The following is a 22,527-nucleotide window of genomic DNA, read 5'->3' on the forward strand; positions in this document are numbered from 1 at the left end:
CGGGCGCGAGGCATCCGCCTCGCTTGGCTTTCCTCGCATAAGCTCGGGCGGCCGTTCGGCCTTGCGGATCGCCGTGCGATCCGACGCCGGGCTCTAGGTGTGGAGCCTCAACAGGTTATTCATTGGCTGACGTAGTCGGCTGATGGGCGGTTGTGATTGTAAGCTGCCGTGGGGGCGGTGCCAGTTATAATTATGGAGCCATGGACTGAGGGCGCGTTTGCGGTGCTCGGAGGTTGGATAGGCGCGAGCATATGCCCATTCGCGTAAGCTGGTCTGGATGAAGCGTTCGGCCTTGCCGTTAGTCTTGGGCGTGTAGGGTTTGGTGCGGATGTGCTTGAGGCCGAGTGCTTTGCAGGCGTCGCGGAAGGCGAAGCTTTTGTAGCAGGCGCCGTTGTCGGTCATGACGCGCGAGACAGTGATGCCGAGGCTTTGATAATAGGCGATGGCGGCGAAGAGGAAGGCGGTTGCGCTTTCCTTCTTTTCGTCGGGGAGGATCTGGCTGAAGGCGATGCGCGAGGCATCGTCGATGCAGACGTGGACGAACTCCCAGCCCGCGCCGTAGCGCTCGCCAGCACGGCTGCCGCGAGTGCTGCTCTGCTTTGTCCGATTGCCGGTGATGCGATGGCCGACGCGTTCGAAGCGGCCGAGCTTCTTGATGTCGATGTGGATCAGCTCGCCGGGGTGCGCGCGCTCATAGCGACGGATGGGCTCGGGAGGATCGAGATCGCGCATTCGGCTCAAGCGTGCGTTGCGCAGTATCCGGCTGACAGTGGCTGGCGAGAGCTTCAGCGTGGCGGCGATCTGCTTGCCGCAGAGGCGCTGACGGCGCAGGGCGATGACCTGCTCGATGCGGTCGGCGGGCGTGGCGCGGGGCATGGCGTGTGGGCGCGAGCTGCGGTCGACGAGACCGGCTTCGCCTTCGATCCGATAACGTGCCAGCCACTTGGCTACGGTTCGCTCCGAGACGCCCAGGGCGGTCGCGACCGCCCTGGGCGTCTCGCGCAGAACCATCACGCGCCGGACGATCTCGGCTCGACTGAAGGGCGTGGTTCGGGCATTCTTGTGGATGTTCATCCGGTCGTTCCTCCAGACCTGACGTGTCGCAACATCAGTCTGATCCGGTCACGCCGGATGAACAACCTCCTGAAAGCTCACATCTAGGTCGGAATTGCAGAGGTTCGAAGAGGCAAGCGCGTGCAGCGCGTCCGAGCTTATTGCGAGGAAGCCAAGGCCAGCGGAGGCTGGCCGCCCGGCGTCTGAGGGCCAGCCCAGCGGCGCTGGGCTAAACCAACAACGCCAGGAAGCGGGCACCCGCCTTGAAATCCGCCCGCTTGTTCTCGCGCGCCTGGCGGGCCAATTCGTCCTCGCCCCATTGCTCGATCTGCCACAGCTCGTCGAGATGGGCGGCGGCGAAGGCGCTTTCGACGTCGATCTCTCCCTCAGCCAGCGCCAGTGCGATCACCAGCGAGCCCGAGATGGTGACGAGCGGCTGGAGCGCGGCGAGCGCGAACGCATCCCGCTGGTGGATCGCGGCGGCGAGGCGGGCGACCGTCTCGGGCGGCTGGGCGCGGTGGACGATGCCTTCGGCCAGCTCGAAATGGATGTCATAGCGCTGCTGCGCCCAGTCGAGCAGCGGGTCCCACGCCTCGGCCTGGCTGCCGACCAGCTCGGCCGGGCTTTCGGCGCGGTAGCAGAGCAGGTCGGTCTCGGCATAGGCGGCGAGCCCTTGCGTGAAAGCCGCCGGATCGGGCGCGACCCGGTCGATCGCGGCATTGGCGAGACCGGTGAGCGGCATCGATCGCGGATCGATCTCCTCGGCCTGCGCATCCCATTCGGCGGCGACGGCATGGGCCAGCGCCGATGTCGGCAGGACGAGATCGGCCCGCGCCGGGGTCTTCACCGCGCGGCCGTCCAGCCGGATGGCATGGCCGCCCGCGACCGCTTCGGTGGTGACGGTCTTGTAGAAACGCTTCATCTGTCCATCTCAATCGTCATGCTGAACCTGTTTCAGCATCCACCGGGAGCCCTGGTCGGACATCCCGGTTCTGTTTCAAGGGCCGTGTCTCCGCCAAACCAGTCCAGGCGGCCTGGTGGATGCTGAAGCAATTCCGCATGACGAAAAATCAGGAGGCCCGGACTTCCAGCGCTGTCCGCAATATCTCGGGCAACTGCTCGGGCCGGTCGGCGACGAAATGGGCGCCCTCGTCGAACAGCTCGGCCGCGTCATGATAGCCCCAGGCGACGCCGACCGCGGTACAGCCGGCGTTGATGCCCATGCCGATGTCGAAGCTGGTGTCGCCGATCATCACGCTGGTCTCGGGCGCGGCGCCGGCGTCGGCCATCGCCTGCAGCGCCATCGACGGATGCGGCTTCGACGGATGGCGGTCGGCGGTCTGGAGCGAGACGAACAGTGCCTCGATACCATGAGTTTCCAGACAATGCTGGAGGCCGCGGTCGGACTTGCCGGTGGCGACCGCCAGCATCCAGCCCTCGGTATCCAGCGCGCGCAGCACCTCGGCGACGCCGGGGAACAGCGGCTCCTCGACCTGGCCGCGGCCGCGCATCCCCTGGAAGGCGCGCTTGTAGGTCTCGCCGAGCCGGACATGGAGATCATGGTCGGCCTGGGGCAGCAGCGCCGCCACCGCCTGGGTGAGGCTGAGGCCGACGACGCGGCGGATCGCCGGGTCCTCGGGCGGGGTCAGCTTCTCGACCGCAAAGGCCTCCGCCATCGCCCGGCAGATATTGGCCTGGCTGTCGACCAGCGTGCCGTCGCAGTCGAAGATGGCGAGACGGTTCATGCGCGGTTGCGCCCGCGCCGTTCGCCGCGCCGCGCCTTGCGCGCGTCCTTCGCCTTGTGGGCGAGCGCCCGCTTCTTGCCTTCGGGCGTGTCCGCGAACTTCACCTCGTCGATCGGCAGCGCATCACCCCGCGCCTCCTCGAAACCCAGGTTGCGCAGCGTCTCGGCGAAATGCTCGGGCAGCTCGGCCCGCATGTCGATCTGGCCGCCATCGGGATGATCGACCCTCAGGCGCCGCGCGTGGAGATGCATCTTGCGGCTGATCGTGCCCGACAGGAAGGCCTCCGCCCCGCCATATTTGCCGTCGCCGACGATCGGGTGGCCGATCGCCGCCATATGGACGCGCAGCTGGTGGGTACGGCCGGTATAGGGCTGCAGCTCGACCCAGCAGGCGCGGTTGCCGGCGCGCTCGATCACCCGATAGCGGGTGCGGGCGGGGCTGCCTTCCTTCTCGTCGACATGCATCTTCTCGCCGCCGGTGCCGGGCTGCTTGGCGATCGGCAGCTCGATCATCCCGTCCTCGATCGAGGGAACCCCGGTGACGATCGCCCAATAGATCTTGCGCGCCGTGCGGCTGCTGAACGCCTTGGCGAAATGGCCGGCGGCGCGGGCGTTGCGCGCGACCAGCAGCACGCCGGACGTGTCCTTGTCGAGCCGGTGGACCAGCTTCGGCCGACCTTCCGCCTCGAAGGTCAGCGCATCGAGCAGGCGATCGACATGGACCTCGGTCTTGGTGCCGCCTTGCGTCGCGAGGCCGGGGGGCTTGTTGAGGACGATCGCCGCCTTGTCCCGATGGATCACCATCGACTGCGCCAGTTCGGTCTCCTCCGCGCTCAGCGGGGCGCGCGGCTTGGCCGGGCGCTGCGTCTTGGCGGCGGTGGCGGCGGCGGCCACCTCGGCCGGGGGCACGCGGATGATCTGGCCCGCCTCGATCCGGTCGCCGGGCGCGGCCCGCTTGCCGTCGACCCGGAGCTGGCCGGTGCGCGCCCAGCGCGAGACGATGTTGAAGCTGGTATCGGCCATGTGCCGCTTGAACCAGCGGTCGAGCCGGATGCCATCGTCATCGTCGGCGACGGTGAACTGACGGCCCTCGCCGCCGGCTGCCTTGTCGGAAGTCTCGCTCATGCGACGGCCCTGCCGAGCGCGAGGCCGAAGAACAGCATCAGGATCGATCCCGCCACCGACGAGACCGCATAGGCGGTCGCCATCATATATTCGCCGCGCGACAGCATATCGAAGCTTTCGAGGCTGAACGCCGAGAAGGTGGTGAAGCCGCCGAGCACGCCGACGCCGAGGAACAGGCGAAGCGGCTCGCCCTCGAGCGGCGTGCGCGCGATCACCCCGGCCAGCACTCCCATCAGCAGCCCGCCGAGCAGGTTGACGATCCAGGTGCCGAACGGAAAGCCGGGGCCGAGATTCCTCAGCGCGACGGTGCCGATATGATAGCGGAAGCCGGCGCCGATCGCGCCGCCCAGCATGACGAGGAAAAGCGGGGGCATGGCGCCCCTTTAGCGAGTGGGGCGACGGGACGCCACTTTTTCTCCCCCTCCCGCTCAGGGAGGGGAATCATCCTTCACTTGCCGTCCTGTACCCGGATGCGCCCGCTCGATCCGCCGGCCGCCGGGGCGATGCTGATCGTCACCCGGTCATTGTCCTCCTTGATGGCGCTGAAGGTTGCGGCGGCGCCCTGCCGCGTCACCGCGACGTCGCGGAAACCGGCCGCGCGGCCGGCATCGGCATAATAGGCCGCGACCTTGTCGGGCGCGGCGGGGCTGGTGAAGCGCATGTCGACCTGGCCATTGTCGGGGCCCTCCCGGTCGACGACGTTGATCGCGGAAAGCTCGGTGCCGGGATAGAGCTTCATCCCGTCGATCTCCATATTGTCGCTGCCGAGCCGCATGCCCTTGATGTTGATCCGGCCGCCGAAACCAGGGGTGTCGATCGACACCCCCTCCTTGCCGTCATTGGCCGAGACCGCGATATTGCCGTCGGCGCCGATGCTGACCGAGGCCGAATCGCCGCCCTGGTCGTTCCCGTCCTTGCCGACCTTCAGCTCGCAGCCTGCGAGCAGCAGCATCGGAAGCATCCATCCCAGCACCGCCTTGCGCATCGTCCTTCTCCCGGCGTCATCCGAACCCAAGCTGTATTATTAAAATACTACACCAGTTGCAATCCCGCCCGACATGGAGGATGCTGCCGGCCATGTTCAATCTCGTTTCGCTGGTGATCGGTTTCGTCGCGCTGGGCGGCGCCATTCTCGGCTTCTTCCCCTTCCTGGGCTGGATGAACTGGGCGGTGGTGCCGGTGGCGCTGATGGGTGCCGCCTTCGGCATCCTGTCGCGGCAGGATAGCGGGCGCCGGCTCAACAGCTTCGTGCTGGTGGTCGGGATCGTCCGGCTGATCATGGGCGGCGGACTGTTCTGAGCGATCCCCATGCCCTGATCGAACGGCTGGGCCTGGCCCCGCATCCGGAGGGCGGCTGGTATCGCGAGACGTGGAGAGAGGGCACGGAAGGGCGCGGCCATGCCACCGCCATCTATTTTCTGCTGGAGGCCGGGCAGCGTTCGCACTGGCACCGGGTCGACGCGGCCGAGCTGTGGCTGTTCCACGCCGGCACCCCGATCGACCTGAGGATCGCCCGCGACGGGCAGGGCCCGGTGGAGACGATCCGGATCGGGGCCGACGTGCTGGCGGGCGAGCATCCCCAGGGCCTCGTCCCCGCCGGCTGGTGGCAGGCGGCCGAGACGCGGGGCGGCTGGGCGCTGGTCAGCTGCATCGTCGCGCCTGGCTTCGATTTCGCCGGTTTCGAGCTGGCACCGCCCGGCTGGAGCCCTGCTGTCGGAGACTGATACGGTCTCGAAACCTGCGCCTTCTTGCAGAATCGGCCGGTAGCGCGCAGTTTCGCGGTTCGGGCGACGGGGGCGTTGCCTTGGGGGAGCAAGATGACGCCAGCCGAACTCGCCGCGCAGCTGCCCAAGGGCAGCGTCTTTTCCGAATGCGACGACAGCCAGCTGGCCGATCTGCTGTCGATCGGCACGCTCCAGACCACCAAGGCCAATGAGGAGATATTGCGCCAGGGCGACGAGGGCACCTCGCTGATCCTCGTCCTCGACGGCGTCGTCCGCGTCTCGATGGTGACGCCCAACGGACGCGAGATCATCCTCGACTATGCCGAAGCCGGCGCGGTGCTGGGCGAGATCGCGGTGCTCGACGATCAGCCGCGCACGGCATCCGCGATCGCGATGTGGGCGGGGCGGCTGCTGCGCATCTCCCGCACCCATTTCTTCGGCTTCATCGAGCGGCATCCCAAGGTCGCGATCCGCCTGCTGCGCGAGATGGCCCGCCGCCTGCGCGAGAGCGACATGACGATCGAGAGCGACCGTGCCTTCACCACCGGCCCGCGCCTCGCCCGCTATCTCAAGCGGCTGACCGACCAGAAGGTCCACGGCACCCGCCTGACCCGCGACCTCAGCCAGTCCGAGCTGGGCAGCTTTGTCGGCATCAGCCGCGAGAATATCAACCGCCAGCTCGCCGCCTGGGCCAGCGAAGGCGTGATCGAGCTGACCCAGGGCAAAATCCGGATCATCGATCCGGACTATCTGACCCAGATCGCCGAAGCCGCCGACTGACGGGTTGACGAAGCCGGCCCATCGGCCGACATGGCCGCGATGCAGCGCGTAACCGCCAAGATCTGCGGGCTTTCGACGCCGGAGACGGTGGACGCGGCGATCGCCCATGGGGCGAGCCATGCCGGCTTCGTCTTCTTTCCGAAAAGCCCGCGCAACCTCGCCGCCGATCAGGCACGCGCCCTGACCCTGCGGGTGCCGCCCCATGTCGGCAAGGTCGGCGTGTTCGTCGATGCCGAGGACGAGGTGATCGACCGGGCGATCGGCATCGGCGGGGTCGACACGATCCAGCTGCATGGCAAGGAGCCCCCCGAACGCCTTGCCGCGCTGCGCCGCCGCCATCCGGGCATCGCGTTGTGGAAGGCGATATCGATCCGCACCCGCGCCGATCTCGATGCGGCGAAACTCTATCGGCCGGTGGCCGATCTGATCCTCTATGACGCCAAGACCCCCGAGGGGACGCTCCCCGGCGGCATGGGCCTGCGCTTCGACTGGACCCTGCTCGACGGTTTCGCGCACCCGCAGCGCTGGGCACTTTCGGGGGGGATCGACGCGGGCAATGTCGCCGACGCGGCGGGGCGCACCGGGGCGCGGCTGATCGACACGAGTTCGGGCGTCGAAAGCGCCCCCGGCATCAAGGATGTGGACAAGATCGCCGCCTTCCTCCAACGGGTCGCCTCATTATGACCGCCAACAACCAGACCCCTCGACCCAACACGCTGCGCGGCGGCCCCGACGAGGACGGGCTCTTCGGCCCCTATGGCGGCCGCTATGTCAGCGAGACGCTGATGCCGCTGATCCACGACCTGGAGCGCGAATATCGCGCCGCCCGGGCCGATCCGGCCTTCCAGGCCGAGTTCGACGATCTGATGCGGCATTATGTCGGCCGCCCCAGCCCGCTCTATTTCGCGGAGCGGCTGACCGCCGAGGTCGGCGGCGCGAAAATCTATCTGAAGCGCGAGGACCTGAACCACACCGGCGCGCACAAGATCAACAATTGCATCGGCCAGATCCTGCTGGCCCGGCGGATGGGCAAGACCCGGATCATCGCCGAGACCGGCGCGGGATCGCACGGCGTCGCCACCGCCACCGTCGCCGCCCGCTTCGGCCTGCCCTGCACCGTGTTCATGGGCGCGGTCGATGTCGAGCGGCAGCAGCCCAATGTGTTCCGGATGAAGCTGCTCGGCGCGGAGGTGGTGCCGGTCACCTCGGGCGCGCAGACGCTCAAGGACGCGCTGAACGAGGCGCTGCGCGACTGGGTCGCCAACGTCCACGACACCTTCTACATCATCGGCACGGTGGCGGGGCCGCACCCCTATCCCGAGCTGGTACGCGATTTCCAGTCGATCATCGGCCATGAGGCGCGCGGGCAGATATTGGAGGCCGAGGGCCGCCTGCCCGATCTGCTGGTGGCGGCGGTCGGCGGCGGTTCGAACGCGATCGGCCTGTTCCACCCCTTCCTCGACGATCCTGCGGTGAAGATGATCGGCGCCGAGGCGGCGGGCGAAGGCATGGAGGGCCGCCACGCGGCGAGCATCGGCGGCGGTTCGCCGGGGGTGCTGCACGGCAACCGCACCTATCTGCTCCAGGACGAGGACGGCCAGATCACCGAGGCGCATTCGATCTCGGCCGGGCTCGACTATCCGGGCGTCGGCCCGGAACATAGCTGGCTCCACGATATGGGCCGGGTCGACTATGTCCCCGTCACCGACGAGGAGGCGGTCGCCAGCTTCCAGCGGCTGACCAAGCTGGAGGGCATCATCCCCGCGCTCGAATCGGCGCATGCGCTGGCCGCGGCCGAGCGGATCGCGGCGACCATGGACAAGGATCGGATCATCCTCGTCAACCTGTCGGGCCGGGGCGACAAGGACATTCCGACCATCGCCCAGCGGCAGGGGGTGGCGATATGAGCAGCCGCATCGCCGACACCTTCGCCCGCACCCGCGCCGAAGGCCGCGCCGCGCTGGTCACGTTCGTCACCGGGGGCGATCCGAGCCCGGCGGGCACCGCCGCGATCCTGGACGCGCTGGTCGAGGGCGGCGCCGACCTGATCGAGCTGGGCATGCCCTTCACCGATCCGATGGCCGACGGCCCGGCCATCCAGCGCGCCAATCTCCGCGCGCTGGGCGCCGGCACCACCACCGCCGACCTGCTGCGCATCGCCGCGGCTTTCCGCGCCCGCCACCCCTCGGTGCCGCTGGTGCTGATGGGCTATGCCAATCCGATGCTGCGGCGCGGGCCCGAATGGTTCGCGGCGGAAGCGAAGAAGGCGGGCGTCGACGGGGTGATCTGCGTCGATATCCCGCCCGAGCAGGACGCCGCGCTCGGCCCGGCCTTGCGCGCCGCCGGGATCGATCCGATCCGCCTCGCCACCCCCACCACCGATGCCAGGCGGCTGCCGGCGGTGCTCGATGGCGCCTCTGGCTTCCTCTATTATGTCTCGGTCGCCGGCATAACCGGCATGCAGCAGGCGGGCCAGGCCAGCATCGAGGAGGCCGTCGCCCGCTTCAAGGCGGCGACCGATCTGCCCGTCGCGGTCGGCTTCGGCGTGCGCGGGCCGGAGCAGGCCGAGGCGATCGGTCGGGTCGCCGACGGCGTCGTGGTCGGCTCGGCGATCGTCGATCTGGTCGGCGAGCATGGCGTGAACGCCGCCGGTCCGGTACGGGATTTCACCTCCACCCTCAGCGCCGCCGTCCGCAGGGCGGCGAAGGAGAAGGCCGCATGAGCTGGCTGAATCGAGTCGCCCGCAAGATCCCGTTCATCGCCAAGCGCGAAAGCCCGGACAATCTCTGGCACAAATGCCCGGCCTGCCAGCAGATGATCTTCGCCAAGGAATATGAGGCGAACCTGTCGGTCTGCCCGAAATGCGAGCATCATGGCCGGATCGGCCCCGACGCGCGCTTCGACCAGCTGTTCGACAATGGCGTCTTCACCCCGCTGCCGATCCCCCAGGTGCGCGAGGACCCGCTGAAGTTCCGCGATTCGAAGCGCTACACCGACCGGATCAAGGAAGCCCGCGCCAAGACCGGCGAGCAGGACGCCTTCCTCAACGCGCGCGGCACGATCGAGGGCTTCCGAGCCGTGGTCGGCGTGCAGGACTTCGCCTTCATGGGCGGATCGATGGGGCTGGCGGTGGGCGCCGCCTTCGTCGCGGGCGTGCAGGCGGCGATCGCCGACAAATGCCCCTATATCGTCTTCACGGCGGCAGGGGGCGCCCGCATGCAGGAGGGCATATTGTCCCTCATGCAGATGCCCAAGACGACCGTCGCCATCGCCCAGCTGCGCGAGGCGGGGCTGCCCTATATCGTGGTGATGACCGATCCCACCACCGGCGGCGTCACCGCATCCTATGCGATGCTGGGCGACATCCAGATCTCCGAGCCGGGCGCGCTGATCGGCTTCGCCGGCCAGCGGGTGATCGAACAGACCATCCGCGAAAAGCTGCCCGAAGGCTTCCAGCGGGCCGAATATCTGCTGGAGCACGGCATGCTCGACATGGTGGTGAAGCGCCACGACCTGCGCGCCGAACTCGCCCGGCTGATCGACTATCTCTGCCCCGGCACGGGGAAGAAGGCGGCATGACTTCCCCCTCCCTTTCAAGGGAGGGGGCCAGGGGGTGGGTGAGGCGGTATCTTCGTCTTCCATCCTCATTTCGTGCTTCACCCACCCCCCTTCCCCCTCCCTTGAAAGGGAGGGGGAGCTGATGCCCGACCACGCCATCTCCTCGCACCCCGCCGTCCAGGCCCAGCTCGACCGGCTTTCGCTGCTGTCGCCGGGCGCCGACATCCTCGGGCTCGACCGGATCGCGCGGCTTTGCGACCGGCTCGGCAATCCGCAGCTCTCGCTGCCGCCGGTCCTCCATGTCGCGGGAACCAACGGCAAGGGATCGACCTGCGCCTATCTGCGCGCGGCGATCGAGGCGGCGGGGCTCAAGGCGCATGTCTTCACCAGCCCGCACCTCGTCCGCTTCAACGAGCGCATCCGCGTCGCCGGCAGCCTGATCGAGGATGAAGCACTCGCTACATTGCTCGCCGAGGTGCTCGACGTCGGCGGGGATATCGGCGCCAGCTTCTTCGAGGTGACGACCGCCGCCGCGCTGCTCGCCTTCAGCCGCACACCGGCCGATGCCTGCATCGTCGAGGTCGGGCTGGGCGGCCGGCTCGACGCGACCAACATCATCCCCGCCCCCGCCGCCTGCGGCGTCGCCCAGCTCGGGCTCGACCACCAGGCCTTCCTGGGCAACACGATCGAGGCGATCGCCGCCGAGAAGGCCGGCATCGCCAAGCCGGGCGTGCCGGTCGTCACCCTCCATTATCCGCCCGGCGTCGCTGATCGGGTGGGCGCGACGATCGAGGCGGCGGGCGGCATATGGCACGTCAAGGGCGGCAGCTGGGATGCCGCCGCCTATCAGGGCCGGCTCCATTATCGCGACGTGCAGGGCAAGCTCGACCTTCCCCTGCCCGGCCTCGCCGGCGAGCATCAGGCGACCAACGCCGCGCTCGCGGTGGCGATGCTCCGGCATCAGTCGGCGCTCGACATCCCCGCCTCGGCGCTGCGCGCGGCGATGGGCTGGGCCGACTGGCCGGCGCGGCTCCAGCATCTGCGCGGCGGCGATCTGGTCGAGATGCTGCCGCCGGGATCGGAACTGTGGATCGACGGCGGGCACAACCCCTCCGCCGGCCGCGTGATCGGCGATTTCCTGCGCGGCCATGTCGAGGCCGACCGGCCGCTCCACATCGTCATGGGGCTGCTCGAGAACAAGGATGCCGGCGGCTTCCTGGCGGCGATGGGCCGATTGCCCGCCCGGTTTCACATGGTGCCGGTGCCCGGCCACGACCATCATGCCCCCGCCACCCTGGCCGAGATCGCGCGCCTCGCCGGCTTCGAAGCGTCACCGGCGGCGGGCTTCGAAGGCGCGCTGGCGATGATCGCGGCACAATCGACCCTGAAGCCGCCGGTGGTGCTGATCGGCGGCTCGCTCTACCTCGCCGGCCGCGCGCTCGAACGCAACGGGACGGTGCTCGACTGACAGGAGCGCAGCCGCGCATTTCCGCCGGGCCGGGATTGGCGTAGGATCGGCCCATGTCCGACACCCGCACCGAGACCGACAGCTTCGGCCCGATCGAAGTCCCCGCCAGCGCCTATTGGGGCGCGCAGACCCAGCGATCGATCGAGAATTTCCCGTTCGGACCCGAGGAGCGGATGCCGATCGGCATCGTCCACGCGCTGGCGCTGGTGAAGCAGGCCGCCGCCCGGGTGAACCGCGCCCATGGCCTCGACGCGAACCTCGCCGATGCGATCGAGGCGGCATCGGCGGAGGTCGCCGCCGGCAGGCTCGACGCGCATTTCCCGCTGGTGATCTGGCAGACGGGATCGGGCACCCAATCGAACATGAACGTCAACGAGGTGATCGCCGGCCGCGCCAATGAGGCGCTGTCGGGCACGCGCGGCGGCAAGGCGCCGGTCCACCCCAATGATCACGTCAACATGGGCCAGTCGTCGAACGACAGCTTCCCGACCGCGCTGCACATCGCCGCCGCCCTCGCCGTCCACCGCCATCTCTATCCAGCGCTCGACCACATGCTCGCCGCGCTGGCCGGCAAGGCGCAGGCCTGGGACGACATCGTCAAGATCGGCCGCACCCATCTCCAGGATGCGACCCCGCTGACCCTGGGCCACGAATTCTCGGGCTATGCCGCCCAGCTGGTCGCCTGCCGCAGGCGGCTGGAGGGGGCCACCAAGGGCGGCATGATGAAGCTGGCGCAGGGCGGCACCGCGGTCGGCACCGGGCTGAACGCGGCGCCCGGTTTCGCCGAGGCGATCGCGGCGGAGATCGCCGAACTGACCGGCCTGCCCTTCGTCACCGCCCCCAACAAATTCGAGGCGCTCGCCTCCAACGACCCGCTCGTCCACCTCTCGGGCACGCTTTCGACGCTGGCGGTGGCGCTCACCAAGATCGCCAACGACATCCGCCTGCTCGGCTCGGGCCCGCGATCCGGACTCGGCGAGCTGATCCTGCCCGAGAATGAGCCCGGCAGCTCGATCATGCCCGGCAAGGTCAACCCCACCCAGTGCGAGATGCTGACGATGGTCGCGGCGCAGGTGATCGGCAACCATCAGGCGGTGACGGTCGGCGGCCTGCAGGGCCATCTCGAACTCAACGTGTTCAAGCCGCTGATCGGCGCGGCGGTGCTCCGCTCGATCACGCTGCTGGCGACGGGGATGGAGAGCTTCACCGAACGCTGCCTCGACGGGATGGAGCCCGATCGCGCGCGGATCGCCGATCTGGTCGGCCGATCGCTGATGCTGGTCACCGCGCTCGCACCGGAGATCGGCTACGACAATGCGGCGAAGATCGCCAAGCATGCCCATCATGAGGGGCTGACCCTGAAAGAGGCCGGGCTGGCGCTCGGCCTGATCGACGAGGCGACTTTCGACCGGGTGGTGCGGCCCGAGACGATGGTGGGGCGCTGAACCTTAGGAAAGGAACTTCTGTTCTCTCCGCGCGATTCTCCATCAAATCCGTTCAACAGGGAGATTCGACATGATCGGCAAGCTCATCGGCGCGCTGGTTGGCCGCGAGATCGATCGGCGCGATGGCCAGGGCGGGATGAAGGGCGCGCTGCTCGGCGCCGCCTCGGCCGGAATCCTTCGCCGCGCGGGGCCGATCGGCCTGCTGCTCGGCGGCGCCTATGTCGCCAAGAAGGCGCTCGACCGCCGCAAGGCGGACCGGGCCCGGACGAACGCCATGGCGGGCGACGTGCCGCCCTCGATCTAGTTTCCTGCCATCTCGTCGAGCTTGAGCACGGTGCGCCAGTTGCGCATCGTCACCGGCGATCCCGCGCATTTGTTGATGAAGGCGGGAAGCAGCTTTGATTCGCCGACGCCTTCCCGGAAATCGATCCACAGCGCGTCGCCGCGCACCTCGATGATCTCGCCCAGCGCCGCGCGCTCGGCCAGCTTTTGCGCGACATCGCGGTTCAGCGGCTCCTTGGCCAGGCCGAGATGCACCCTGTTGGCGCGCTCGTCCGCATCGGCGAAGGGCGATCCCTTGGCATAGGCCGCCCATTGCCGCGCGGTCCGCGCGATCGCCTCGGAGGTGAAGCCGAAATGCTTCGCGATCAGGGCTTCGATCCGTTTCTCCGCATCGGCGGCGGACTTTGCCGTCAGCACGAGATTGCCGCTCTGGATATAGGTCTGCACATCGTCAAAGCCATCGGCGCGGCACAGGTCGCGCAGTTCCGCCATCGGCAGCTTGCGCCCGCCGACATTGACCGCTCGGAGCAGGACGATCGTCTTTTCCATCGAAGGACATTGACGCGGGAGGGGGTGCCGGGGCAAGTGCCGCCATGGCCGAAAGCTCGACTCCCCACATCAACCTCAAGCGCCGCGGCGTGCTGTTCGTCCTCTCATCGCCCTCGGGCGCGGGCAAATCAACGATCGCGCGGCGGCTGCTCGCCACCGACGACAATCTGAAGATGTCAGTCTCCGCGACGACCCGGCCGATGCGTCCGGGGGAGGTCGACGGGGTCGATTATAATTTCGTCGACCTCGACCATTTCCGGGCGATGGTCGACAACCACGAATTCCTCGAATGGGCGCATGTCTTCAATCATCGCTACGGCAGCCCCAAGCAGCCGATCGACCAGATGCTCGACAGCGGGCTCGACGTGCTGTTCGACATCGACTGGCAGGGCGCGCAGCAACTCCACCAGACCTGCGGCGGCGATGTGGTCCGCGTCTTCATCCTGCCGCCGTCGATGGCCGAGCTGGAGGACCGGCTGCGCAAGCGCGCCACCGACAGCGAGGAGGTGATCGTCGGCCGGATGCAGCGCGCCTCCGCCGAGGTGAGCCACTGGGACGGCTATGACTATGTGCTGATCAACGACGATATCGATCGCTGCTTCGCGGACGTGCAGCACATATTGCTGGCCGAGCGGCTGAAGCGCAGCCGCCAGACCGGGCTGATCGGCTTCATCCGCAAGCTGACCACGCCGGGGCACTGAACGGCTAGCCTTGGTCGTCACCCTGAACTGGTTTCGGGGTCCACCGCGCCACTGGCTCCGGCGCTCGGTGAATGGTGAATCAGGTTCAGCATGGCGGCCCCTGCGGGCAGCCCGCCCTACTTCTTCCGGGTGAAATCCACCGAGACGACGTTCGAGCCATCCTCGACCGGGGCCGGCGGCGGCACGTCATTACCGGCCGAGCTGTGGCCGGTATCCTCGCTGGCGTCGTCGACCTGCGCCTGGAACTGCAGCGCGAAATTCACCGCCGGATCGACGAAGCCGGTTACCGCCGCGAAGGGGATGATCAGCCGGGCCGGGACCTGGTTGAACGAAAGGCCCACCTCGAATCCGTCGCTGCCCACCTTCAGGTCCCAGAAGCGGTTCTGGATGACGATCGTCATCTCGTCGGGGAAGCGCTCGACCAGATGGCGGGGGATGTCGACGCCCTGGCCCTGGGTCTTGAAGGTGATGTAGAAATGGTGCTCGCCGGGCAGTCCGCCGGCCTTCTCGACCTCGCCGAGGACGCGGCCGACCACCGCGCGAAGCGCCTCCTGGACGATCTCGTCATAGGGAATCAGGCTGTCGGGCGCTTGATCGCTCATGAGCCCTCTGGTGAACGCTGGACCCGGCCGGGTCAAGTCGTGCGTTGCAGCGCGGCGCAACCTCGCTATAGCGGCGCCAACTCCTGTGGGGCTTTTGCCACAGGCAAGGGGACAGGCCATGCGGACGGCTGTGACGCGACGCAAGACGAACGAGACCGATATCTCGGTCGAGCTGAACCTGGACGGCACCGGCGCCTATGAGGTGTCGACCGGAATCGGCTTTCTCGACCATATGCTGGAGCAGCTGTCGCGCCATTCGCTGATCGACCTGAAGGTGAAGATCGCGGGCGACCTGCACATCGACCAGCACCACACCACCGAGGACAGCGGCATCGCGATCGGCGAGGCGTTGGCCAAGGCGCTGGGCGACAAGAAGGGCATCACCCGCTATGGCCATGCCTATGCGCCGATGGACGAGACGCTGACCCGCGTCGCGCTCGACATATCGGGCCGGCCCTGGACGGTATGGAAGGTCGAATTGAAGGGCCCGCGCCTCGGCGAGTGGGACACCGAGCTGATCGACCACTGGTTCCAGAGCTTCGCCCAGGCGGCGGGGATCACCCTGCATGTCGAGAATCTCTACGGCAGCAATCAGCACCACATCGTCGAGAGCTGTTACAAGGGCCTCGCCCGCGCGCTGCGCACCGCGATCGAGATCGATCCGCGCAAGGCCGACGCGATCCCCTCGACCAAGGGGATGCTCTAGGTGGCCGAAACCATCGCGCTGATCGATTATGGCGCGGGGAATCTGAGGTCGGTGGAGAATGCGCTGAAGGCGGCGGGCGGCAGCCCCACCGTCACCGCCGATCCCGATCTCGTCGCCCGCGCCGATCGGGTGGTGCTGCCCGGGGTCGGCGCCTTCGCCGCCTGCATGGGCGGGCTGACCGCGATCCCCGGCATGGTGGAGGCGATGGAACGCGCGGTGCGCCAGCGCGGCGCGCCCTTCCTCGGCGTCTGCGTCGGCATGCAGCTGCTCGCCGATGCAGGGCATGAGCATGGCCGCACCCCCGGCCTCGGCTGGATCGGCGGCGACGTGCGGCTGATGACGCCGGGCGCCGACCATAAGGTGCCGCACATGGGCTGGAACGACGTGGTGCCGACCGGCGATCATCCGCTGATCCTGCCCGGCGAGGCCTATTATCTGCACAGCTTCGCCTTCGACGTGGCGAACCCGTCCGAGCAGCTGGCGACCACCGACCATGGCGGCCCGATCACCGGCGCGGTCGGCCGCGACAATATCGTCGGGGTCCAGTTCCATCCCGAGAAGAGCCAGGCCTATGGCCTTGCCTTCCTCGCCCGGTTCCTGGCGTGGCGGCCGTGACGGCTGCCACGCCCTCCGTTCGTGTCGAGCGAAGTCGAGACACGTCCTCCCAGTCCACGTCCCTCGACTTCGCTCGGGACGAACGGAAGCCTTGCCGGATATCATGAGCATCATCGTCTTCCCCGCCATCGATCTGAAGGGCGGCCAGGTCGTCCGCCTCGCCGAGGGCGACATGGACCGCGCCACCGTCTACGGGAACGACCCCGCCGATCAGGCCCGCAAATTCGCCGAGGCCGGGGCCGACTGGCTCCATGTCGTCGATCTCGACGGCGCCTTTGCGGGCAAGGCGGTCAATGCCGAGGCGGTCGAGAGCATCCTCAAGGCCTTTCCCGGCAAGGTCGAGCTGGGCGGCGGCATCCGCGACCGCGCCGGCATCGATCGCTGGCTCGGCCTTGGCGTCGAGCGGGTGATCATCGGCACCGCCGCGCTGCAGAATCCCGATCTGGTGAAGGAAGCTGCGAAGGAACTGCCCGGCCGGATTGTCGTCGGTGTCGATGCGCGCGATGGCTATGTCGCCACCCATGGCTGGGCCGAGGTCTCGACCGTGAGCATCACCGATCTCGCCGATCGCTTCGCCGATGCCGGCGTCGCCTCGCTGCTGTTCACCGATGTCGGCCGCGACGGGCTGCTCAAGGGCTGCAATGTCGAGGCGACCGTCGCGCTCGCCCGCCACGCGACCATCCCGGTGATCGCCAGCGGCGGCGTCGCCAGCATCGACGACATCCATGCGCTCGTCCCCCATGCCAAGGACGGGATCGAAGGCGTGATCAGCGGCCGCGCGCTTTACGACGGCCGGCTCGATCTCGCCGAGGCGCTGAAGGTGGCGAGAGGATGACCGTCCGGGTCCGCGTCATCCCCTGTCTCGACGTCGCCGGCGGCCGGGTGGTCAAGGGCGTCAACTTCGTCGACCTGGCGGACGCCGGCGATCCGGTCGAGCAGGCGCGGGTCTATGACGCGGCCGGCGCCGACGAGCTGTGCTTCCTCGACATCACCGCCAGCCATGAAGGGCGCGGCACCATCCTCGACGTCGTCGCGCGCACGGCATCGGTGTGCTTCATGCCGCTGACCGTCGGCGGCGGGGTGCGAACCCCCGAAGACGCGCGCGCGCTGCTGCTCGCGGGCGCCGACAAGGTCGCGGTCAACTCGGCCGCCGTGGCGCGGCCCGAACTCTGCGCCGAGATGGCCGAGCGGTTCGGCGCGCAGTGCGTGGTCGGCGCGGTCGACGCGCGCAATGTCGGCCCCGGCAGATGGGAAATCTACACCCATGGCGGCCGCAACCCGACCGGTATCGACGCGGTCGAGCATGCGAAACGCCTTGCCTCGCTGGGCGCGGGCGAAATCCTCCTCACGTCGATGGACCGCGACGGCACCCGCGACGGCTATGACCTGGCGCTGACCCGGGCGGTGTCGGATGCGGTATCGGTCCCGGTGATCGCCAGCGGCGGCGTCGGCAATCTCGGCCATCTGGTCGACGGGGTGGTGAAGGGCGGCGCCAGCGCGGTGCTGGCCGCCTCGATCTTCCACTTCGGCCAGCACAGCGTCGCCGAGGCGCATGCGGCGCTGCGCGAAGCGAGGCTGCCGGTCAGAGCGTAAAGGATCCTCCCTATCGCGCAGTGATGGGGAGGGGGACCGTCCGCGCAGCGGATGGTGGAGGGGTTTGCTACCCTTTCACGCGCATCTCGGTCCGAAGTGTCGAAACCCCTCCACCACGCCTTTGGCGCGGTCCCCCTCCCCACCGCTTCGCGGCAGGGAGGATCTGGGACATCACTTCATCAGGACCAGTTCTTCGGACATCGACGGGTGGAGCGCCACCGTCTGGTCGAACTGCGCCTTGGTCAGCCCGGCCTTCACCGCGATCGCGGCGGCCTGCAGGATCTCCGGCGCGTCGGGGCTGATCATGTGGATGCCCAGAACCACGTCGCTCTCGGGATGGACCACCAGCTTGTAGAGCGACCGCTCCGCCTTGCCGGCCAGGACGTTGCGCATCGGCCGGAAGTCCGAGGTGAAGATCTTGGGCGATCCATATTGCTCGCGCGCCTGGCGCTCGGTCAGGCCGACGCCGGCCATTGGCGGGTTGCTGAACACCGCGCTCGGGATCATGTCGTAATCGACGCGGTGCGGCTTGTTGCCGAATACGGTGTCGGCGAAGGCCTGCCCCTCGCGGATCGCGACCGGGGTGAGCTGGACACGGTCGGTGACGTCGCCGACCGCATAGATGGATGGCACGGTCGAGCGGTTGTCCTCGTCGACGATGATCGCGCCCTTCTCGTTGAGCTCGACGCCGACCTTCTCCAGCCCCAGTCCCTCGATCTTCGGGCTGCGGCCGATCGCGAACAGGATCAGGTCGGTGTCACACTTTTCATGGTCCTTGAAGTGGACGCAGAAGCTGCCGTCGTCCTGCTTCTCGATCTTCTCGAAGCTGGCGTTGAAGATGAACTCGATCCCCTTCTGGGTGGAGATCTGGAACAGCCGGTCGCGGATCTGCTCGTCATAGCCGCGCAATATCTGGTCCGAGCGGTTGACCACCGTCACCTTGGAGCCGAGCGCGTGGAAGATGCCGGCGAACTCGTTGGCGATATAGCCCGCGCCCGCGATCACCACCCGCTTGGGCAGTTCGTCGAGATAGAAGACCTCGTTGGAGGTGATGCCATGCTCGGCACCGGGAACCTTGGGGATCACCGGCCAGGCGCCGGTCGCGACCAGGATGAACTTGGCGGTGACGGTGCGGCCGCTGGCCAGCGTCACCTCGTTCGGGCCCGAAATGGTGGCGCGCTCGCGGAACATCTCGACCTTGTTGTTGTCGAGCGTGTTCGTATAGAGCCCCTCCAGCCGGTCCACATCGGCATTGACGTTGTCGCGCAGCACCTTCCAGTCGAAGCTGGTCTCGCCCAGCTGCCAGCCGAAGCGGGCGGCGTCGTGCAGATCCTCGGCGAAGTGCGACCCGTAGACCAGCATCTTCTTGGGCACGCAGCCGCGGATCACGCAGGTCCCGCCGACCCGATGCTCCTCCGCGACCGCCACCTTCGCGCCATGGGCCGCCGCGACGCGCGAGGCGCGCACCCCGCCCGATCCGGCACCGATCACGAACAGATCATAGTCAAACTCGGCCACGGCGCTGATTCTCCTTCAGTACGGCGCCGATATGGCGATGCGGCAGCGATCCTGCAAACCGATGATGCTGATCAGACAGATCGAGATAGTGGATGAAGCTTTCCGAAGGGAAAGCCGGAGCCCCTAGGGGCTCCGCAAGGCCGAACGGCCGTCCGAGCTTATGCGAGGATCGGAGCCGTTCCGAGGACTGCCGGGGGCAGTCCTCAGGCGGAGATCGGCTCGCTATGCGAGCCGTGGACCAGCGGATGCTGGCCGCCCGGCGTCTGAGGCCCCAAACAAACTAAGCCGCCTTCCTGGCCGGCGTCCCGGCCGCCGCGTCGACCACCAGCCGTTCCAGCGTCTTGAGCCGGCTCGCGCTGGTGATCTTGTCGCCGGTCAGGTCGGCCACATAGAAGACGTCGACCGCGCGCTCGCCATAGGTGGCGATGTGCGCCGAGTGGATCATCACCTTCGCCTGGAACAGCGCGTGCGCCAGCGCATAGAGCAGCGCCGGCCGGTCGCGGGCGTTGACCTCGATCACCGTATAGCGGTTCGAGGCACGGTTATCGATCAGCGCGGCGGGCTCGATCGAGAAGGCGTCGGCGCGCGGCCGGGCGTGCGGCTTGGCGAGCAGCCGGTCGACCAGCCGGGCGCGGTTGGCCAGCGCATCCTCGATCGCGATGGACAGACGCTTCATCCGGTCGTCGCCCTCGAAGGGCTGGCCGAACGGATCCTGCACCAGCAGATTGTCGATCGCCATGCCGTCGCGGGTGGTGTGGATGCGCGCGTCGATCACGCTGGCGCCGGCGAGGTGGATCGCGCCGGCGATGCGGTAGAACAGCCCGGGATGGTCGCCGGCATAGATGCTGACCAGGGTCGCGCCGCGATCGGGATCGGGCGCGGCGGTGATCGACAGCGGCTTGGCGGCCGCATCGGACGTCTCGATCAGCCGGGCATTGCCTTCCAGTATGTCGACGCTCTCGGCCACCCAATAGGCCTCGGGGAAGCGGGTGACATATTTGGCGAAGCGCGCCTCGTCCCAGCCCAGCCGGTCGCGCAGCTGGGCCTGCTTGGCATCGATCCGCTCGCGCCGCCCGGTCTGCTTGTGGCCGAGCCGCAGCACCTCCTCCGCCGCTTCGTAGAGGTCGCTGAGCAGCTGGCGCTTCCAGCTGTTCCACACCCCCGGGCCGACCGCGCGGATATCGACGATGGTAAGCGCGAACAGCAGGCGCAGCCGCTCCGGGCTCTGCACCCTCTCTGCGAAGTCGAGAATCGTCTTGAAGTCGGACAGGTCGCGCTTGAAGGCGGTATCCGACATGACGAGATGATAGCGCACCAGCCAGGCGACCGTCTCGGTCTCGGCCGGGCTCAGGCCGAAGCGCGGACAGAGCTTCTCGGCAACCTCGGCACCCAGCACGCTGTGATCGCCGCCGCGCCCCTTGGCGATGTCATGGAGCAGCACCGCCGTGTAGAGCACGCGCCGCTGGACGATGCCGGGCAGCAGCTTGGACGCGAGCGGATGATCGCCGGCCAGCTCGCCCTTCTCGATCTGGTTGAGCAGCCCGATCGCCCGGATCGAATGCTCGTCGACCGTATAATGATGGTACATGTCGAACTGCATCTGCGCCACGACCCGGCCGAAATCGGGCACGAAGCGGCCGAACACCCCCGCTTCGTTCATCCAGCGCAGCACCGTCTCGGGCGTGTTGCGCGAGGTGAGCACGTCCATGAAATAGGCATTGGCCTGGCGGTCGCGGCGGACCACATTGTCGATCAGCCGCGCGTCGCGCCCGGCGGCGCGCATCGCGAGCGGATGGATTTCCAGCCCGTGCCGGTCGGCGATCGCGAACATCTGCAGCAGGCGGACAGGATCCTGGGCGAAGAAATCGTCCGACGGGATCGCCAGCCGCCCGCGTTCGAGCAGGAAGCCGTCGAGCTTGCTGGGCTTGCGCCGCAGCGTCGGCAGGCCGAAGCGCCGGCCGCGCCCCGCGAAGGTCTCGTCGATATGCGCCAGGAAGATGGCGGTGAGGTCGCCGACCTGCTTCGCCATCAGGAAATAATACTGCATGAAGCGCTCGACCGCCGATTTGCCGGGCCGTTCGGCATAGCGCATCCTCCGGGCGATCTCGGGCTGGACGTCGAAGGTCAGCCGCTCCTCGGGCCGCCCCGCGACGATGTGGAGGTGGCAGCGCACCGCCCACAGGAAATTCTCGGCCTTCTGGAACTGGCGCAGTTCGGCCTTGGTCAGCAGCCCCTTGTCGACCAGCTCGGGCACCGAGCGGACCTGATAGACATATTTGCCGATCCAGAAGAGCGTATGGAGATCGCGCAGGCCGCCCTTGCCTTCCTTCAGGTTGGGCTCGACCACATAGCGGCTGTCGCCCATCCGCTTGTGGCGCTCGTTGCGCTCGGCCAGCTTCTCGGTGACGAAGGCGCGCGCGGTGCCGCGCAGCACGTCCCGGTTGAACAGCGCGCTCGCCTCGTCATACAGCGCCTCGTCGCCCCACACGAAGCGGCCTTCGAGCAGCGCGGTGCGGATCGTCAGATCGCCCTTCGCCATGCGGATCATGTCGTCGAGCGACCGGCTCGAATGGCCGACCTTCAGCCCCAGGTCCCACATCGAATAGAGCATCGATTCGATGACCTGCTCGGACCAGCTGGTCTGCTTCCACGGGGTCAGGAAGGCGATGTCGACGTCCGAATGGAGCGCCATCTCACCCCGGCCATAGCCGCCGACCGCCATCAGGGTCAGCCGCTCGGCGGCCGAGGGATTGTTGATCGGATAGAGCCGCTCGACCGTGAAGTCGTAGATCAGCCGGATCATCTGATCGGTCAGGAAGGCATAGGCCGCCGCAATCTCCGAACCGCGCGTCGGCGTACCGGCCAGCCGGCGCGCGATCTCGGCCCGCCCCTCATCGAGCGCCGCTTTCAGGATCACGGTGCCGCCCGCGCGCAGCGCGGCGGTGTCGTTGCTTCCGGGCAGCAGCGCGGCCAGCCCGTCCGCCACCGCCCGCCGATCGATGATCGCGCGACGCTGGGGAAGCAGATCGAACTTCGTGGCCATGCCGCCCACATAGGGAGGAAT

At 67.9% G+C, this 22,527-nt stretch carries 25 protein-coding genes; 15 read left to right on the plus strand and 10 right to left on the minus strand.

The genetic code is table 11. The annotated features are described in order from the left end of the window. Positions 1–93: 93 nt before the first annotated feature. The 6 genes from CMV14_RS01320 to CMV14_RS01345 form a co-directional block, all read right to left on the minus strand. The gene (locus CMV14_RS01320; RefSeq protein ID WP_096367656.1) at positions 94–1,074 is read right to left on the minus strand and encodes an IS481 family transposase; all 981 of its coding nucleotides are present in this window, start codon (positions 1,072–1,074) and stop codon (positions 94–96) included. A 208-nt stretch (positions 1,075–1,282) separates the two neighbouring features. After that, positions 1,283–1,975 carry an ATP12 family chaperone protein gene (locus tag CMV14_RS01325; RefSeq protein WP_066959803.1) on the minus strand — a complete coding sequence of 231 codons (693 nt, stop codon included), beginning with the start codon at positions 1,973–1,975 and terminating at the stop codon, positions 1,283–1,285. A 148-nt stretch (positions 1,976–2,123) separates the two neighbouring features. Beyond that, positions 2,124–2,798: an HAD-IA family hydrolase gene (locus CMV14_RS01330; protein WP_066959806.1), complete on the minus strand. Its 675-nt coding sequence runs from the start codon at positions 2,796–2,798 to the stop codon at positions 2,124–2,126. After that, positions 2,795–3,922: an RluA family pseudouridine synthase gene (locus CMV14_RS01335; RefSeq protein WP_066959809.1), complete on the minus strand. Its 1,128-nt coding sequence runs from the start codon at positions 3,920–3,922 to the stop codon at positions 2,795–2,797. The genes CMV14_RS01330 and CMV14_RS01335 overlap by 4 nt, the downstream gene beginning before the upstream one ends. After that, positions 3,919–4,296, minus strand: a complete 378-nt coding sequence (gene crcB, locus CMV14_RS01340; protein ID WP_066959812.1) for a fluoride efflux transporter CrcB — start codon at positions 4,294–4,296, stop codon at positions 3,919–3,921. The genes CMV14_RS01335 and crcB overlap by 4 nt, the downstream gene beginning before the upstream one ends. Positions 4,297–4,370: 74 nt before the next feature. Continuing rightward, positions 4,371–4,907 (minus strand): hypothetical protein, encoded by a 537-nt coding sequence (locus tag CMV14_RS01345; protein ID WP_066959815.1) that lies wholly within the window; start codon positions 4,905–4,907, stop codon positions 4,371–4,373. 92 nt (positions 4,908–4,999) lie between these two features. Here CMV14_RS01345 and CMV14_RS01350 point away from each other — a divergent pair, with 92 nt between their 5' ends. The 10 genes from CMV14_RS01350 (at position 5,000) to CMV14_RS01395 (ending at position 13,201) form a co-directional block, all read left to right on the plus strand. After that, complete coding sequence (locus CMV14_RS01350) at positions 5,000–5,221, plus strand: hypothetical protein (RefSeq protein ID WP_066960385.1); 222 nt, start codon at positions 5,000–5,002, stop codon at positions 5,219–5,221. Further along, positions 5,218–5,646 (plus strand): cupin domain-containing protein, encoded by a 429-nt coding sequence (locus CMV14_RS01355; protein ID WP_066959818.1) that lies wholly within the window; start codon positions 5,218–5,220, stop codon positions 5,644–5,646. The genes CMV14_RS01350 and CMV14_RS01355 overlap by 4 nt, the downstream gene beginning before the upstream one ends. 93 nt (positions 5,647–5,739) lie before the next feature. After that, positions 5,740–6,426: a Crp/Fnr family transcriptional regulator gene (locus CMV14_RS01360; RefSeq protein WP_066959821.1), complete on the plus strand. Its 687-nt coding sequence runs from the start codon at positions 5,740–5,742 to the stop codon at positions 6,424–6,426. Positions 6,427–6,465: 39 nt separating this feature from the next. After that, on the plus strand, positions 6,466–7,110 hold the full coding sequence (locus CMV14_RS01365) for a phosphoribosylanthranilate isomerase (RefSeq protein WP_066960388.1): 645 nt from the start codon (positions 6,466–6,468) through the stop codon (positions 7,108–7,110). Next, positions 7,107–8,333: a tryptophan synthase subunit beta gene (gene trpB / locus CMV14_RS01370; protein ID WP_066959824.1), complete on the plus strand. Its 1,227-nt coding sequence runs from the start codon at positions 7,107–7,109 to the stop codon at positions 8,331–8,333. Before CMV14_RS01365 ends, trpB begins: the two co-directional genes overlap by 4 nt. After that, on the plus strand, positions 8,330–9,148 hold the full coding sequence (gene trpA, locus CMV14_RS01375; protein ID WP_066959827.1) for a tryptophan synthase subunit alpha: 819 nt from the start codon (positions 8,330–8,332) through the stop codon (positions 9,146–9,148). Before trpB ends, trpA begins: the two co-directional genes overlap by 4 nt. Continuing rightward, positions 9,145–10,005, plus strand: coding sequence for an acetyl-CoA carboxylase, carboxyltransferase subunit beta (gene accD, locus CMV14_RS01380; protein ID WP_066959830.1), 861 nt, complete (start codon positions 9,145–9,147; stop codon positions 10,003–10,005). Before trpA ends, accD begins: the two co-directional genes overlap by 4 nt. 121 nt (positions 10,006–10,126) lie before the next feature. Then, positions 10,127–11,452: a bifunctional folylpolyglutamate synthase/dihydrofolate synthase gene (locus CMV14_RS01385; RefSeq protein WP_066959833.1), complete on the plus strand. Its 1,326-nt coding sequence runs from the start codon at positions 10,127–10,129 to the stop codon at positions 11,450–11,452. 53 nt (positions 11,453–11,505) lie between these two features. Continuing rightward, positions 11,506–12,897 carry a class II fumarate hydratase gene (gene fumC, locus CMV14_RS01390; RefSeq protein ID WP_066959836.1) on the plus strand — a complete coding sequence of 464 codons (1,392 nt, stop codon included), beginning with the start codon at positions 11,506–11,508 and terminating at the stop codon, positions 12,895–12,897. 70 nt (positions 12,898–12,967) lie between these two features. Next, positions 12,968–13,201: a hypothetical protein gene (locus CMV14_RS01395; protein ID WP_066959839.1), complete on the plus strand. Its 234-nt coding sequence runs from the start codon at positions 12,968–12,970 to the stop codon at positions 13,199–13,201. Here the strand turns inward: CMV14_RS01395 and CMV14_RS01400 are convergent. After that, a complete protein-coding gene (locus CMV14_RS01400; RefSeq protein WP_066959841.1) occupies positions 13,198–13,728 on the minus strand; it encodes a DUF1697 domain-containing protein in 531 nt (176 codons plus the stop codon). The genes CMV14_RS01395 and CMV14_RS01400 overlap by 4 nt on opposite strands. A 44-nt stretch (positions 13,729–13,772) precedes the next feature. Between CMV14_RS01400 and gmk the strand changes: the two genes are divergently transcribed. Next, on the plus strand, positions 13,773–14,429 hold the full coding sequence (gmk, locus tag CMV14_RS01405) for a guanylate kinase (protein WP_066959845.1): 657 nt from the start codon (positions 13,773–13,775) through the stop codon (positions 14,427–14,429). 116 nt (positions 14,430–14,545) lie between these two features. Here the strand turns inward: gmk and CMV14_RS01410 are convergent, their stop codons facing one another. Next, on the minus strand, positions 14,546–15,031 hold the full coding sequence (locus CMV14_RS01410; RefSeq protein WP_066959849.1) for an SspB family protein: 486 nt from the start codon (positions 15,029–15,031) through the stop codon (positions 14,546–14,548). Positions 15,032–15,149: 118 nt separating this feature from the next. Between CMV14_RS01410 and hisB the strand changes: the two genes are divergently transcribed. From hisB to hisF, 4 genes are all read left to right on the plus strand, one after another. After that, entirely contained in the window at positions 15,150–15,737 is a 588-nt protein-coding gene (gene hisB / locus CMV14_RS01415; RefSeq protein ID WP_066959852.1) for an imidazoleglycerol-phosphate dehydratase HisB, read from the plus strand. Further along, entirely contained in the window at positions 15,738–16,352 is a 615-nt protein-coding gene (gene hisH, locus CMV14_RS01420; RefSeq protein WP_066959855.1) for an imidazole glycerol phosphate synthase subunit HisH, read from the plus strand. It begins immediately after the preceding gene. A 103-nt stretch (positions 16,353–16,455) separates the two neighbouring features. Then, on the plus strand, positions 16,456–17,187 hold the full coding sequence (gene hisA, locus CMV14_RS01425) for a 1-(5-phosphoribosyl)-5-[(5-phosphoribosylamino)methylideneamino]imidazole-4-carboxamide isomerase (RefSeq protein ID WP_066959857.1): 732 nt from the start codon (positions 16,456–16,458) through the stop codon (positions 17,185–17,187). After that, a complete protein-coding gene (hisF, locus tag CMV14_RS01430) occupies positions 17,184–17,945 on the plus strand; it encodes an imidazole glycerol phosphate synthase subunit HisF (RefSeq protein WP_066959860.1) in 762 nt (253 codons plus the stop codon). The genes hisA and hisF overlap by 4 nt, the downstream gene beginning before the upstream one ends. Before the next feature lie 171 nt (positions 17,946–18,116). On the opposite strand, the gene gor is transcribed toward hisF, so the two are convergent. Continuing rightward, positions 18,117–19,463, minus strand: coding sequence for a glutathione-disulfide reductase (gene gor / locus CMV14_RS01435; protein WP_066959862.1), 1,347 nt, complete (start codon positions 19,461–19,463; stop codon positions 18,117–18,119). A gap of 280 nt (positions 19,464–19,743) precedes the next feature. Further along, positions 19,744–22,506: a [protein-PII] uridylyltransferase gene (locus CMV14_RS01440; protein ID WP_066959864.1), complete on the minus strand. Its 2,763-nt coding sequence runs from the start codon at positions 22,504–22,506 to the stop codon at positions 19,744–19,746. Positions 22,507–22,527 lie beyond the last annotated feature (21 nt).

Source organism: Rhizorhabdus dicambivorans (assembly GCF_002355275.1).
Lineage (GTDB): Bacteria > Pseudomonadota > Alphaproteobacteria > Sphingomonadales > Sphingomonadaceae > Rhizorhabdus > Rhizorhabdus dicambivorans.